At 59.8% G+C, this 13,717-nt stretch carries 10 protein-coding genes; 4 read left to right on the plus strand and 6 right to left on the minus strand.

Annotation, left to right across the window (positions count from 1 at the left end; translation table 11 throughout):
* Positions 1–41 precede the first annotated feature (41 nt).
* The 4 genes from U5G49_RS24220 to U5G49_RS24235 all read left to right on the plus strand — a co-directional run bounded on the left by U5G49_RS24220 (position 42) and on the right by U5G49_RS24235 (position 5,604).
* On the plus strand, positions 42–2,318 hold the full coding sequence (locus U5G49_RS24220; RefSeq protein WP_193443974.1) for a glycosyltransferase: 2,277 nt from the start codon (positions 42–44) through the stop codon (positions 2,316–2,318).
* 192 nt (positions 2,319–2,510) lie between these two features.
* Positions 2,511–4,817: a type VI secretion system Vgr family protein gene (locus U5G49_RS24225; RefSeq protein WP_193443977.1), complete on the plus strand. Its 2,307-nt coding sequence runs from the start codon at positions 2,511–2,513 to the stop codon at positions 4,815–4,817.
* 11 nt (positions 4,818–4,828) lie between these two features.
* On the plus strand, positions 4,829–5,254 hold the full coding sequence (locus U5G49_RS24230) for a DUF6484 domain-containing protein (protein WP_193443979.1): 426 nt from the start codon (positions 4,829–4,831) through the stop codon (positions 5,252–5,254).
* The gene (locus tag U5G49_RS24235) at positions 5,254–5,604 is read left to right on the plus strand and encodes a hypothetical protein (RefSeq protein ID WP_064684122.1); all 351 of its coding nucleotides are present in this window, start codon (positions 5,254–5,256) and stop codon (positions 5,602–5,604) included. Before U5G49_RS24230 ends, U5G49_RS24235 begins: the two co-directional genes overlap by 1 nt.
* On the opposite strand, the gene U5G49_RS24240 is transcribed toward U5G49_RS24235, so the two are convergent.
* The 6 genes from U5G49_RS24240 to tssM are packed head-to-tail and all read right to left on the minus strand — an operon-like array spanning position 5,595 to position 13,716.
* Positions 5,595–6,524 carry a hypothetical protein gene (locus U5G49_RS24240; RefSeq protein WP_193443982.1) on the minus strand — a complete coding sequence of 310 codons (930 nt, stop codon included), beginning with the start codon at positions 6,522–6,524 and terminating at the stop codon, positions 5,595–5,597. The genes U5G49_RS24235 and U5G49_RS24240 overlap by 10 nt on opposite strands.
* On the minus strand, positions 6,521–7,507 hold the full coding sequence (locus U5G49_RS24245; RefSeq protein ID WP_193443984.1) for a DUF4150 domain-containing protein: 987 nt from the start codon (positions 7,505–7,507) through the stop codon (positions 6,521–6,523). Before U5G49_RS24245 ends, U5G49_RS24240 begins: the two co-directional genes overlap by 4 nt.
* Complete coding sequence (locus U5G49_RS24250; RefSeq protein ID WP_193443986.1) at positions 7,507–8,550, minus strand: beta-ketoacyl synthase N-terminal-like domain-containing protein; 1,044 nt, start codon at positions 8,548–8,550, stop codon at positions 7,507–7,509. The genes U5G49_RS24245 and U5G49_RS24250 overlap by 1 nt, the downstream gene beginning before the upstream one ends.
* Positions 8,547–9,659 carry a DUF2169 family type VI secretion system accessory protein gene (locus U5G49_RS24255; protein WP_193443989.1) on the minus strand — a complete coding sequence of 371 codons (1,113 nt, stop codon included), beginning with the start codon at positions 9,657–9,659 and terminating at the stop codon, positions 8,547–8,549. The genes U5G49_RS24250 and U5G49_RS24255 overlap by 4 nt, the downstream gene beginning before the upstream one ends.
* The gene (gene tagF / locus U5G49_RS24260; protein WP_193443991.1) at positions 9,656–10,204 is read right to left on the minus strand and encodes a type VI secretion system-associated protein TagF; all 549 of its coding nucleotides are present in this window, start codon (positions 10,202–10,204) and stop codon (positions 9,656–9,658) included. Before tagF ends, U5G49_RS24255 begins: the two co-directional genes overlap by 4 nt.
* Positions 10,186–13,716, minus strand: coding sequence for a type VI secretion system membrane subunit TssM (tssM, locus tag U5G49_RS24265; protein ID WP_193443993.1), 3,531 nt, complete (start codon positions 13,714–13,716; stop codon positions 10,186–10,188). Before tssM ends, tagF begins: the two co-directional genes overlap by 19 nt.
* Position 13,717 lies beyond the last annotated feature (1 nt).

Below are 13,717 nucleotides of genomic sequence, written 5' to 3' on the forward strand. Positions count from 1 at the left end.
CTGAGAATTGGTAGCATTGATAGACCCAATCTGGCTTTCGAATGCATTTTGATATTGTCCATGCAGCCGATCCTCGATTTTATGGCGGCTCCTCATCAGCGGTGCGGGTCGAGATCCAAGCCGCCCGGCAATTTGGCCTCTCGACGGCTCTGCTTCCATTCCTCGGCGTTTCCGACATCCGTTCCAGGCGGTTCGAGGAACGTCTTCTCGACGTTCTTGAGCGTCTCGAGGTGCCGTGGCTGACAGGCGAAGAAGCAGTCGAGTGTGACATTCTTTTCGCGCATAATCCCCTGGCTTTCGCGCACATGCCGACACGGCCGCTGCGCCTCAGATCGAAGGTCGTCCTCCTTTCGGTCCAGCATCCGCCGTTCGACGGAGCCGGGAATGCGCAATATAATTTCGACGTGGTGAAACGAAATCTGGAGAGAATGTTCGGGGCGCCCGTCATCTTCGCACCGGTCGGCCCCAAGGTGCGCAATCAGTTCGAAGACATCATCGCCGGCAGACCTGAGCTCTTGCGTCATGATCTTTTCAACCTCATCGACCTTGGCGAGTGGCCGATCAGGACCGCGCAGCCGCCGCGCCAACGAGCGATTATCGGCAGACATTCACGTCGCGATCTCCTGAAATGGCCGGATACCAAGGCTGAGTTGCGCGCGGCCTATCCCGATCTTGGTAATGTCCAGATCAAGGTCATGGGCGGTGTGCCAGACCAAATCGTGCCTCTGATTGGATCCAACTGGAACATCTTGCCATACTCAAACAGCGGTGTGTCTGAGTTTCTGAGGAAGCTTGATTTCTATGTGTTTTTTCACGGTCGACGATGGATTGAGGCGTTTGGCATCGGCATTGCCGAAGCGATGGCGAGCGGGCTTGTGACCATCCTGGACCCATCGTTTCGGGATCTGTTCGAAGACGGTGCGGTCTATTGCCGGCCTGAGGAAACAACCAACGTTCTGGAGAGATTTCTCGCCTCTCCCGAGGCCTTCAGCGCCCAGTCGGCAGCCGCGCGCACATTGGTCGAGAAGAAGTTTTCGACGAGCCGATACCCGGAAAGAATGCGTGCGCTCTATGACGAACTCGGGCTTAGCTCGCCTCCCGCACTTGCCACGGCCGGCAAGACCGTTGACGCTGACGCTTTCTCCGCGTCGCGCGGACACGCAACGGTCCGTTCCGGGCCGGGAAGATCGCAACGGTCGCTCATGGGACGGCGGCGCGTCCTGTTTGTCGCGACGAACGGCATCGGCCTTGGCCACATCACGCGATTGATGGCAATCGCCGAGCGCATGTCGCCTGACATGGAGCCCGTTTTCCTGACGATGTCAGCCGGATCTTCGATTATCGAAGCACGTGGGCATCCGGTCGACTACATACCGTCCGCGCCGAAGATCGGCGTAAGGGACGACAGCTGGAACGAGGTCTTCGCACAGGAATTGCTGGCCGCCGTGGAGGCGTTTGCCATCAACAGCGTCGTCTTCGACAGCAACCATCCCTTTCCCGGCCTGCTGAAAGTACTCGCTGCCCGCCCCGATCTGAACTGGATCTGGATCCGCCGCGGGATGTGGGCTTCCCCTCATGGTCTCGATCCGTCGATGCAGCATCGGTTCGACATGGTGATCGAGCCGGGCGAGTTTGCCGCGGACGAAGACCATGGCATCACCGCGCAATTGCGCGCTGGCGTGATCGCCGTTTCTCCGATCCTCCTTGTTGACAATGACGACAGGCTCTCGCGGGCAGAAGCTGCATTGGCTTTCGGTGTCGATCCTGCCGGTCTCGTCGCCGTCGTGCAGCTCGGTTCGGAACGAAATTTCGACGTCAGCCGGCTGCGGCCGGCGATCATCAACGGACTGCTCAAACATGGCGTCCAGATCGTCGATGCGGTCAATCCCCTCGCCCCGAAGCGCGAGGATCATATCGGGGGCACCGTGCAAAAGGCCATCTATCCGATCGCCAGATATTTCAACGCCGTCGACCTGATGATCACGAATGCCGGCTACAACAGCTTCCACGAGTCTATTTATGGCGGCATCCCTGCAATCTTCGTTCCGAATGAGGCGCCCGAGATGGACGAGCAGGCCGTAAGAGCCGCCTATGCACAAAGCTCCGGGTTGGGGCTATGTCTGAGATCGGTGGATGTCGAACGGGCGCACGAGGCGATCGAACGCGCTCTGTCGGAGGATTTTCTTGCCCAGCATCGCGAGCGGGCAAGTCGCATCGTTTTTGCCAATGGGGCGCGTGAAGCGGCGTTGGCGATCGAAGAGCTCGTATTCTCTGTCAGGACTGATCGCGCGCTCGGGGGATCGATCGCACGCGTATGACATTTTCGCACCGCCCCGATTGCGCAGGTCAGACAGGTCCCCTCCTTTCGGGCGTGTCCTGCGGTCTACGGGACGGCCACGCGACAGGCAGCGGATTGTTGCAACTGGCGATGTCACTTCCGGGGCGGCAGGCCTTTATGCTAGGCTTCTCCATCAAGATCGCCGGCGTCACGAGACAGGGGCATTCTCCGCATGGCTGAAGATCGCAAGACAACCGTCCAGACGCCGCTCGGATCCGAAGCGCTGATCTTCACCCATCTCATCGGCCGCGATGAGGTCAGCCGGTGTTTTGCCTTCACTGTCGGCTTCATCAGTTCCGACGAGAATGTCGACGCATTGAAGCTGCTTGGAAAACCCTTGTCGGTGGAAGGAGAAGGCGGAGACAAGAAACGCTGGTTCAGCGGGCTTGTCACGGATTTTCGCCTCACGCGCATCGAGGAGAGGTTTGCCTACTACGAGGCGGAGGTGCGACCCTGGCTTTGGCTGCTCGGCAACAGCACCGATTGCCGCATTTTCCAGAACATGAGCGTCGTCGAAATCGTCGAGAAGATCTTTTCCGAATACAAGGCGGCAAAATTCGAGAAGCGGTTGCAGGGTTCCTACGAGGCTCGGGAATACTGCGTGCAATATGATGAAACCGACCTCGATTTCGTGCAGCGGCTGCTCGAACACGAAGGCATCATGTATTTCTTCGAGTATGATGAGGGCGAACACACTCTCGTCCTTGCCGATGCCATGACCAAGTTGAAGCCGGCACCAGGCTATGGGAGCGTCAAGTTCCGGGCCGAGGGCGATCCCGTGCGTCGGGATGAGGAATACATGACGGACTGGGTCGCGACCAGTTCCGTCCTGCCCGGCACCTTCGCCCACACGGACTATGACTTCACCAAGCCTGGCGCCGACCTCATGGCGCAATCTGCGCAACCGTTCTCTCACGCGGAGGCACAGGGCGAGCATTATCGCCACCCCGGCGCGCATCTGACGGTCAGTCGCGGTGATGCGGTGGCTGTCGTGCGGCGGGAGGAAATTCAGGCAGCACATCAACGGATCGCCGCTGCCGGCACGGTGCGGGGTCTGGCTTCCGGCTGCACGTTCAAACTCGAGAATTTCCCGCGCAAGGACCAGAATGCGGAATATGTCGTGCTGCGCGCTGACTATCGCCTGTTCGATCCGGGTTACCGGCCCGCAGCCTATGCGGAGGAAGAAACCTTTCGGGCGACATTCCAGGTCGCTCCGACCTCCATCAGTTATCGGCCGCCTCGCAACACGATAAGGCCGATCATGCGCGGGCCGCAGACGGCGACCGTGGTCGGCCCTGCGGGCGAGGAGATCTTCACCGACAAATACGCACGCGTAAAAGTGCAGTTCCACTGGGACCGTCTCGGCAAGAAGGACCAGAACAGTTCCTGTTTCGTGCGCGTCTCGCAGACCTGGAGCGGTGCGGGCTGGGGGTTTGTCCAGATCCCCCGAATCGGTCAGGAGGTGATCGTTGACTTTCTCGAGGGGGATCCCGACCGGCCGATCATCACCGGCAGAGTCTATAACGGCAAGGAAATGCCGCCCTACGAGCTGCCTGGACATGCCACCCAATCCGGGTTGAAGACGAATTCCTCTCCTGGCGGGGGCGGCTGGAACGAGTTGCGTTTCGAAGACAAGGCCGGATCGGAGGAGGTCTATTTCCAGGCGCAGAAAGATCACAACCTGCTGGTCAAGCACGATCGCAGCAAGCTCGTCCAACACGATCAGTCTGACCGCATCGACAACAACGCCAAGCACTCGGTTGGCGTGAACCTCGACGAGGATGTCGGCAACAACAAGACGACCAAGGTTGGTGTCGACCGCACTGTCAATATCGGATCGAACGATACCGAGACGGTGGGGGTCAATCGATCTCTGACCGTGGGCGCTAACGAGACGATCAGTATCGGCGCAAACTCGACGGAGACGATCGGCGCCAATCACACCCAGACCGTCGCGATCGTCCAGACGGTGACCGTTGGCGCGGCACGCGTCGATACCGTCGGCGGGGCGGAGACACGATCGGTCGGCGCGACCCAATCAAACACGATCGGCGCGTCACGTTCTGTCAGCGTCGGTGCCGGCCAGAGCCACGAAATCGGCGCCTCCGACAGCTGGAACGTCGGATCAGACCAGAGCGTGTCGATCGGCGGCGGGCAGACGAGCAGCATCGGCAAGGCGCGTAGCGCCAAGATCGGCGATGACGATTCGACGGAAATCGGCGGAAGCAGGGCGGTGAAAGTCGCCAAAGGCAGTCTCGTCGAAATCGGTGAAGACGGAGCGATAAAGATCGGAAAGGACCTGCTGATCGAAGCAGGAGATACTGTCGTCATCAAGTGCGGTTCGGCAAGCATCGCAATGAAGAAAGACGGCACGATCTCGATCGAAGGCAAGGATATTTCGATCAACGCGTCGGGCAAATTCAACGGAAAGGCCTCGGGAGAGGTCACATGGAAGGGCAGCAAGATCAATCAGAATTGAGGAAGGATCATATGTCCGATGTAGTGGAACGTATCGAGGGTGTGGTCATCGGGCTACTGCTGGGTTTCGATGCAGGTGTGCCACTGGTCGTTTTTCCCGGCAATCCCGAGGAAGTTGCCATACGCGCGCGAAGCCTGGCCGAGCTTACCTCCGCGATGGTCGGGGCCGAAGTTGCCCTGCTCTTCGAAGGTGGAGATGCGTCGCGACCGCTGATCGTTGGCCGCATCGTCGATCCGGCCCGCAGGTCTTCGATGCCAAGCGTCGTTCGTGATGGCGAACGCGTGCAGATCACCGCCGAGGAGCGGATCGAGCTTCGCTGCGGTAAGGCGACGATCATCATGGAAAAGGATGGGCACATCACCATCCGCGGCACTTATGTGACGAGCCACGCCAGCACGGCCAATCGCGTCCGTGGTGGATCGGTGAACCTCAACTAATGCCAGCCGCGCCCGTCCTTCGCGAGATCGTCCGCCAACACGCCGAAATGGCGGCGTTCTTATGGACCGTCTATGACTACCATCTGCTTCACCCGGACGAAAATCCTGACATGGATGAGGAGCGGCTTGCTCGGCTGGTCGAGCGGCTTGAGGCCCATCTAGACGGCTTACGAGTGGCGGGGGAGGCAGGGCAGGAGATCGCCAAGGAGCGATATGCGGAGTTTCCCGAGGCGGGCGAACTATTTGTGGTGCGGATGCTGAGCGCCAGACGATTGATCCCTGTGAAGGAACTGGACTTGGACAAGGTCCGGGAATATCTGACCGTCAACGGCGCAAGCGCTCAGAGATAACGCCTGCTCATGTCGATGACCTGAATATACAGCTGTCCATCGTAGCCAAATTCGAATCCCGACCAGGAATTTCCGTCAAACACGAAGATCTCTTTCCACCCGGTGACGACGAGCAAATCGGGCGACGGCTGCATCGCATAGGCAAAGCCCAAGGCGCGGAACTCTTTCAGGAGGTGATTGTCTTGGACAAAAACCCCGAAGTCATTGTCGCCCCAAAACCGCGCGCCCTTGAAGTCACATATCGACATGAAATCACTGTCGGGCGCCTTGATCTCTTTCAACAGATTGTCTCGGTACTCAAAGCAGATGCCGTCTTCGCAGCCGATGCTGACCGTCCCGTTGGGCGAGACATGGATCGCTTCGATTGAGCGGTTGAAATCGAGCGGGACCTGTCGCCAACGGTCCCCTTGTAGATGGAGGAGAGTACCATTGTTGCCCGCCACATGAAGGAGCTCGGCCGACGGCCCATGCATGGCTCTCAGGAATGACGATACCAGCGGTTGGATCGGCTGCCACGAAATGCCGTCAAAACGACACACGCAGCCGTCCTCGCCGTAGGTGAAGAGAGTTCCGTCGGGCAGGCGGAACAGCTTGTGAAAGAAGGGTTCCGGCGCCCGTGCGGTGGTGTGCGAACTGCCGCGCAGGAAATGGGTGAGGCCGCCGACCTCCAGCAACACGTGATCATCTTGCGAACCGCTGATGTGCGACAACATCTGGTTTTCAAGTTGCAAGAGAACATGAAGCCGAGCGCTCCGCCCAGTGAAATCCACTAACAGCAGATAGGAACGGCCGCACTCTCTATATTCATCGCTGAGTTCAATCGACACGCCAAAAAGCGTGCCGCCAAGGTGATAGCCGCGCATTGCCTCCAGGTAGACTTCCTGTGAAGGCACATCGTCTATTGTCTTGCGCCCGGTCATGCCACTGTCCTGTGACGCATCGTCCGCATCTCATTAAGTTCCTCCATTGATTTCTTGGGAGGAGGGGGACCGACGACGCTCTGGATATAGGCCATAAATATCATAGTTAGACATTTCGCGACCTTCTCTTGCGTGGCAGGGCTCGAATTCTTGCACTCCTTGTGTTGTTCGGAGATCGACTTCGTTCCCTTGGCGACAGCCCCCCGTAACTTGGGGGACCTGCCTGTCTGAGCTTCCAGTTTTGCGTTGTAGTCGTTGACCGCCTTCGTCTTCGTGTCATGGGGAGTGTCCTTGCGGCTTCCTTTGCCGGTTTCCTGGAACCCGCCGCCCTTCTTGTGCTTCATCGAGCGGATGCAGACACATGGTGCCTTGTTCACGCTGTAATCCTTCCACTGATCGTAAGAGGTATTGTGAGCACGATCGGGCTGGAAGTATTCGTTTCCGACATAGTGTTCCGACTGATATCCCTGCGGACAATTTTTCTTGTTGTGCGGATGCAGACGTAGGTTCATCTTTTGCAGGAGTGTGCCGCACGTTATTCCTCCGACATTTGCCGAGAGCACATGAACCCAAGGCGGCGTACCAGCCTGTGGCGATGCGTGGTCATTGGTCGCCATATCGCTGAAACGAATGACCGGCTCGCCATCGAATTTCACGTCATTTGACCAGGAGTGGAAATACTCCTTGCCTGTATTCCTTGAGGTGATGAGGTTTTTCTTGGGAGCGCAACCGGCTTCTGTGCCGGTTGTCTTCGACAGATAGGATTTGTTCTTGATGTTGACCGTCTGGCCGCCGATTTTGACCGTGCTCGTGCCCTTGTCGGTATCGCTCGACGTGCCGAAGCTCGGATAAGGGACAGGGACGCCCGGTGGCGTAGCGGGCGTCTGGGGCGGAGTGAAACAGGTGTCGGGGAATGCGGCAATGGTCTTTCCATCGGTGTCCTTGCCCGAAATCTCCAATCCGTTCGCAAAGACATTTCCCATCACTGCACCCTGAATGAGAAGATTGCAGCACCGCAAGCACCGCTGTCGTTGGATGCCTCGATGAGAACGGGGCTGCCGCCCGAATAGCCTTTGGCGGCTGCGGTCATCGCCATTCCGACCATGACCGGCACGACGGCGGCTCCCACGTTGCCGAGCGATTCGGCGGGAGACTGGATATCCTGGAAATCGTGCGCTCCGCGAACCAGCCGGATCGACGCAAGGGCCGATTGTCTGAACCAATATTGCTCACCGACGAGATCTGCGATCCTGTAGCCAAGACCCGCCATTTCGATCCCGCATTCCGCCAGGGCCTCCCTGTAGGCCGCCGTCATGCCATCGCCACGCAATGGTAGATGCATCCCGTCCGCATCGAGCCCGTTGTAGATGAAAGCCTGTTCTCGACTGAGACCTAGCCCGGCGAGTCGGAAATTGCCTTGTCCCGCCCGGCCGCAGACGATCGCTCCGGCGGCTTCGCCTGGAATGAAACCATTGGCGTTGTCTGGCGTCAGCAATCGGTTCTTGGCCAGATAGTGCGTGATCGTTCCAGCCGTGAGATAACTGTCCACGCCGGCGATGACGACGTGGTCTGTGTCCGGATCGGCCAACAATCGCGCTGCCGTTCGCAAGGCGGCATGTCCTGCCGGCCTTCCTTCGCTGATCACGCGCGTGGGGCCGGTGGCCGAATTCCCAAGGAGATCGCCAATTCGGCGGACGAGCCGCACGCTGTCTTCGATCGGTGAACCGTGACGGCCTTCCTCGGGAAGGCAAAGTACCAGCTGGGCGGCCATTGCACGCGGGGTGGGCAAGGCCTCTAGACTTTCTCGGATCGCGGCAGCGACCATGTAGGCCATACGCTGCTCGCCCACAACTTCAGGGATTAAGGGGATCGGAGCGCCGATGATCGGCTCATCCGGGCCTGACTGAAATCGGGTTTCTTGAAATCCATCAATGCGCGAGCGTATGGCCGCGCAGGCCGACGGCGCATCGAGACCAACGGCGGTCACCATCCCGCAGGCGAGGACGTCCAGCGCACGGGTCGTCATGCGCCCACCTCATCATCAGCGACCACTTCCTTCTGCGTTGCCACGTCCCGGATATATTGCTTGCCTTCTTCCCGAGCCCTTCTCATCGTCGCAGTCGGACGGCCGACCCAGGCCTCCTCGAACTCGTTGATGACTTTCCGTATCCGCAGCTCCGTTCGCCAGACCATTGATAGGCGCCTGCTCTCGATGTCGAACAGCAGCGTGTCGGGTCGGATCATCTTGTCGAGCACTACCTCGTTATCGCGAAAGATCGTCATTGGGAGTGCCGTATCGGGCAGCAAAAACCAGGTCTTTCCCTCGGGAGTGAGGTTGATGAGTATCACCTGCTCACCACCTTCGGGGTGAGATATCTGCTGATCGGGTGGCGCCATCTGAAAATAACGCTCATCGAAATCGGGAGGCAGGAATGGAAAGATGTTGTCGATCCAGTTCTGATCATAGGTCCCCGCGAACTCGATCCTGCCCGGGCAACCCCGACCATATGGGCCGAAACTCATCGGCCGGTAGTCGCCGAACGGCGAGCGGATTTCCTCGTCTACCGCTTGCGTGTTAGGGAGGCTCAGGCCGGGAACAAGGCGTTGATTGCTCGTGCGCGCCCAACCGGTGCCGTATGGGTTTTGCTTGTAACTTGCGGGCGCTTGTTCGTCGGGATCGAGCCGGTCGATGCCACCCCAGGCCGTATCATACGAGAAGGGCTGGCGTAGGAAGGGTTGCGGGGCGGAGGCAATGAAGACCGGTCCCAGCGCCCGCCACTCGCGATGTCCGAGGACTTCGAAAACCTTTGACCAGTTTCCAACCTTGATTCCGACCGTGACGCGGTCGGCTGGACGACCGTGTGGAGCGTAGGCGCATCCATTGGCGATAACGTCGCAAAACGTTTTGCGGAACGCGAAATCGGATTCCCAAAGAGTTGCTGAATAACCCGGTTCGCCGGTGTAAGTATCGGCCATGACCAGCGGTACCTGTTCGGGCGATTTCTGCGCGACGCGGCCCGCGACATCGGGAAAGTCGAAGGTTGCCTTGACGACGACAACAATGTATTCCCGGCCCTGCTTATCCATGCCCATCGTGAATTCGGTCGGGTAACCGGTCTGATTCCAGATCCTCATCGGACATGGCTCTCATCTTCGGGGAAAAACTGCGCAAGCGCGGCGTCGGGCAAGGCAGCGTCGATCGCTGTTATCTCGCGCTCCGATGTCCAGAAAACCATGCCCCGAACCGGGCCGTTGCACGCCTTGGCCGCCGGATAAGGCAGTGCCGCAAGGGCGCTGGCCAACGCGTCGCCGTCCATCCTATCGTCTCTTGCTGACGTCCCTGTCGCTTCCAACTGGTCGAACCAGTTTGCGGCAACGCTTGCAATCTCGATGACGGCAAGTGGGGGCGGTGCGGCGATGGTCAGCGGAAACCGGCGACCGGCACGGTCAGCGCTTGCCATCACTACGCCGGTCATCGCCCCGAATGTCTCTCCACCCAACAGAAACCGCAGGATCGGGGCGTTTTGCATCGAGCCTTGCGAAAATCGGTGAGCCAGATGCCGGCTGATCCACCGATCCCACTGACCGACGAAGGAGGCCGGCAGGCGCCGTGTGACGAAATCGCCCATCGCCGGCAGCTTCCCGAAAAATCCAGGCAGGATCAAAGCTGCGTCGGGCACGAGAACCTCGCAAACATCTTCAAGTCGAAGGGATTGGCGACGCTTGCCGCGCGAAGCTCGAAATCGGCGTAGTAGCCCTGGGCAGCAAGGCGCAGCTTGAAGAGCTCGGCAAGATTCGTCCCGCTCAGCCGACCGGCGCGCAGCATCCGTAGAAACGCCCAGCTTCCAGTCTCGCTGACCATCACCTCCGGCGAGCCGTCGAGGGGCTGGAAGGCGAGGGTGATCACGCCGGTTCCATCCTTGCCGGGCCAGGTCATCGGTTGCGGGCGCGTCGGGTTGTTGAAGTAGGAGAGACTCTGGCCGTCGACATTCAAGGTCACGCGGCTGACTGTCGGCGAAAGATCCTTGGGCTCCAGCGTGAAGGTCAGGATCGGCCCTGCGCCTCCTGGAAAGAGGCTGTCGCGGATTAGCCGCGCCTGCTCCAGCGCCGCCAGAGGCCCGGGATCGAGCTTGATGTCGGAGCGCCATTTCCAGGGATGGCTGGTCGTGTCGATGTAGTTGACCAGATTATTATTGATAAAGCTGTCGATCAGCCCGCCGGGACCGAAGACGCGCTGGAAATCGACGACATTGACGTCGATGGCGCTGTCGGGGACGAACGGATAGCGGTTGGTAAGCGCTGCCTGGCAGAAGGGGAGCACGTCGGCACGCCAGATAGCATTGAGCTCTGAAGTGACCGCCCCTGTTGCCAGCGCGCTCGTATTGCCCGCCAGTCCGGCCAGCCAGTCGTCGAGCGGATCGGGAAGGGTCACGGCTTGTTTTGCCACCGCCCCGGTCAGTTCCGCCAGGCCGCCCTGTCTTTTCATGGCGTCCTGCGCATCCGGGCTTGCCGACACGGTCTGAAGCATGTTCGACAGCGCGGTCAAGGCCGCGACCGCATCATTGAGTGCGGGAGGCTGGCCATCGACCTCAACGATGGCGGCCTTGATGGGTTTGAAATGCTCGGAAATGAGGGCGCCGGACAGATCTACATCCGACTTGGAGCCGGCTGCAGGCATCATCTTCACGCCCTTGGCAGCGAGTTTGCCGATCTTGCCAAGCTTGGACAAAAGCTTGGATGCTCCTGGCGGAGGCGCCTGGCCGCCGCCGTCGTCTTCGGGACGGGTCAGTTCCGTCTCGCGCACGATCGCGGTCAGCAGACGCTTCATTGAGGAATCGGCGCTGGACAGATCCTTGAGGTTTTCGCTGGCCGTCTGCAGGTCGGCCAGCGGTGCAAGCCTCACGTCACGCATGAAGCTGTCCCATTTGGCGATATAGTCGTCATAGTAGAGCTTGAGGATATCCTGCGAGAGGGCGGCGACCGACGGGCTGGCGCTTTCGGAGCAGCCGCCGGCAAAAACCGAGCGATCCAGCGCGGCCTGCGTTGCGACGTCTTCAAGCCGGGTTAGGATCACGTTATGGAACCCGTCATAGGTGAAGGCACCGCTGATGCCGACCCTCAGTGTCTTGTCGGAGCGCCGTGCCAGAACCTTCAGGCCGTTCGGGCCGACGTGATCTGCCGGGATCCATTCCTTCAGCGCCGTGACCTCCGGATCGGAGAGGAGCGCGCTATAGGCGCGCACCGGCAGCGGGATCGAGCAGATCGTGCGGAGCGCTTCGCCCACCAGCGCTTCGTCAGGAGCGACGAAAGCCTGTTCCGTTGCCATGTTGTCGATCGCTGCAAGCTGATGATCCGCTGCCATCTCGGTCTTAAAAGGTGGCACGGGGGCCGATTCAGGCAGTTTCTCCGTCCACCATTGTTTGGCGAAGTCCGGGTCCATCGGCGACAGGCCGGTCATCATGCGATAGGTTTTCAGCGCGCCCAGCTGGAACTCGGGATCGCGGATCTGTCGCCACATCGTCGCCTCGATCAGCGCGACCATGCGTGGTTCCAATATATTGCGCAGGGTGCGGTTATAGGCGTCCGACTGCGCCTGGCGAATTTCAGTTTCAGCGGAAGGACCTATCAAGGATGCTATTCCGCCTGGTTGCTCAGTCCGTGCATTCGCCACTTCCGTGGCGGCTTCGAGCGCCAAATCAAGGTCGAGTGGATCGACCGGCGCTTGGCGTGCCGCAACCGGCGTCAGGGGAAGCTGCAGGGCCTCGAGCTGTTCGGCCTGCGCCGCCAGGGCGGCGTCGTTCTTCCGGTAGGATATCGTGAATAACAGGCCGGCAATGACCACGAATGCTGTTGCGGCCACGGCGGCACCGCGCCATATCCAGACACGCCGATCCTCTGCCGCCGGATCGAAGGTGCCGAGGCCCGCCTCTTTGAAAATGACCTTCGTCAGCAGATCTTTAAGGAAGAAGCTGCGCTTTTCGGCCCGCAATATAGGTGTAGCGGGTTGGGCAGGCAGGCCGAAGGATGATGCCAATGCTGCCGTCAGCCGGTCGACTGCCGTACCTTCCTGAGTCGCGGAGGTCAGATAGATACCCCGCAACCAGGCGCTTTCCGCATATTTGCTTTCGCCGAAGACGGTCTCGATCAGCACACGAACAGGTTCTGAAAGGCTTTCCACCTGGGCTGGGAAACGAAATATTTCCGCCCGGGCGGTCAGGTTCTCTTCGCCTTCCAGTCGCGGAATGAGACGTCGTTCGAGCACGCCCGCCAAGGCCGAGAATTCCCCGGTGACTTCGGTGCCGTCGATGCGGGCGCCCGGCGGGAAGGTCACGCCCCACACCTGTTCACGATCGGCCGTCGAGAGCGCCCCGAAAAAGCTCTCGAAGCCTTTTATCAGGTCCGCTTTCGTCAGCATCAGATAGACGGGCAAGCGGATCCCGATGCGTTCCTGAAGCTCGGCCAAGCGTTTGCGGATCTGCCTGCCATGCATCCGGATCGCCGCATCGTCTTCCGAAAGCGTGTCTATGCCGAGCGCCACGATGACGCCATTCAACGCACGGCGGCCCCTGTGCTTCTTCAAGAGATCGAGGAAGCCCAGCCATTCCGCTGCATCGACCTCTGGCTGGCTCTCCTGCTGCACGTAGCGACCGGCCGTATCGATCAGCACCGCCTCCTCGGTAAAGAACCAATCGCAGTTGCGCGTGCCGCCAACGCCGTGAAGGTCGTCGGTGAGATCGATCGGAAAGCTCAATCCGGATTGCCGCAGCGCTGTGGTCTTACCGGTCGCAGGCGGGCCGATGATGACATACCACGGCATCTCGCGGAGAAACTTTCGGCCGCCTACCTTCTGGCGTTTGAGACCCGCCATGACCTCCCGGAATTTCACTCCGACGGCGGCAACGCCCTCTTCCGCCGGACTTGGCGGAGCCTCAGGCTGAGGGGCAATCTCGGAAACAAAGAGGCGGTTGGCACGCACCGCGCGCCGCCGCACCGCAACCCACCAGATGATGAACAGGAGGAACAAAAGGCCGATGATGACTAGCCGCACGATCTCGGAAGCAAACGGCGCACTGTCTCCGACGCTGACGATAGGGCCGAATATCCAGACGATGAGCGACAGCAGAATGAGTCCGATGAAAGTCCAGAGCCAGCGAGAGGTGAGAACAGCCCAGAGGAACCGGAAGATCGCCATC

This window comes from Rhizobium indigoferae, assembly GCF_034554815.1.
Classification (GTDB): Bacteria; Pseudomonadota; Alphaproteobacteria; order Rhizobiales; family Rhizobiaceae; genus Rhizobium; species Rhizobium leguminosarum.

What these genes read in the sequence shown, in the direction of transcription:
- U5G49_RS24220 (WP_193443974.1), top strand. Translation starts at nt 42, where the DNA reads ATGCATTTTGATATTGTCCATGCAGCCGATCCTCGATTTTATGGCGGC.
- U5G49_RS24225 (WP_193443977.1), top strand. Translation starts at nt 2,511, where the DNA reads ATGGCTGAAGATCGCAAGACAACCGTCCAGACGCCGCTCGGATCCGAA.
- U5G49_RS24230 (WP_193443979.1), top strand. Translation starts at nt 4,829, where the DNA reads ATGTCCGATGTAGTGGAACGTATCGAGGGTGTGGTCATCGGGCTACTG.
- U5G49_RS24235 (WP_064684122.1), top strand. Translation starts at nt 5,254, where the DNA reads ATGCCAGCCGCGCCCGTCCTTCGCGAGATCGTCCGCCAACACGCCGAA.
- U5G49_RS24240 (WP_193443982.1), bottom strand. Translation starts at nt 6,524, where the DNA reads ATGACCGGGCGCAAGACAATAGACGATGTGCCTTCACAGGAAGTCTAC.
- U5G49_RS24245 (WP_193443984.1), bottom strand. Translation starts at nt 7,507, where the DNA reads ATGGGAAATGTCTTTGCGAACGGATTGGAGATTTCGGGCAAGGACACC.
- U5G49_RS24250 (WP_193443986.1), bottom strand. Translation starts at nt 8,550, where the DNA reads ATGACGACCCGTGCGCTGGACGTCCTCGCCTGCGGGATGGTGACCGCC.
- U5G49_RS24255 (WP_193443989.1), bottom strand. Translation starts at nt 9,659, where the DNA reads ATGAGGATCTGGAATCAGACCGGTTACCCGACCGAATTCACGATGGGC.
- tssM (WP_193443993.1), bottom strand. Translation starts at nt 13,716, where the DNA reads ATGGCGATCTTCCGGTTCCTCTGGGCTGTTCTCACCTCTCGCTGGCTC.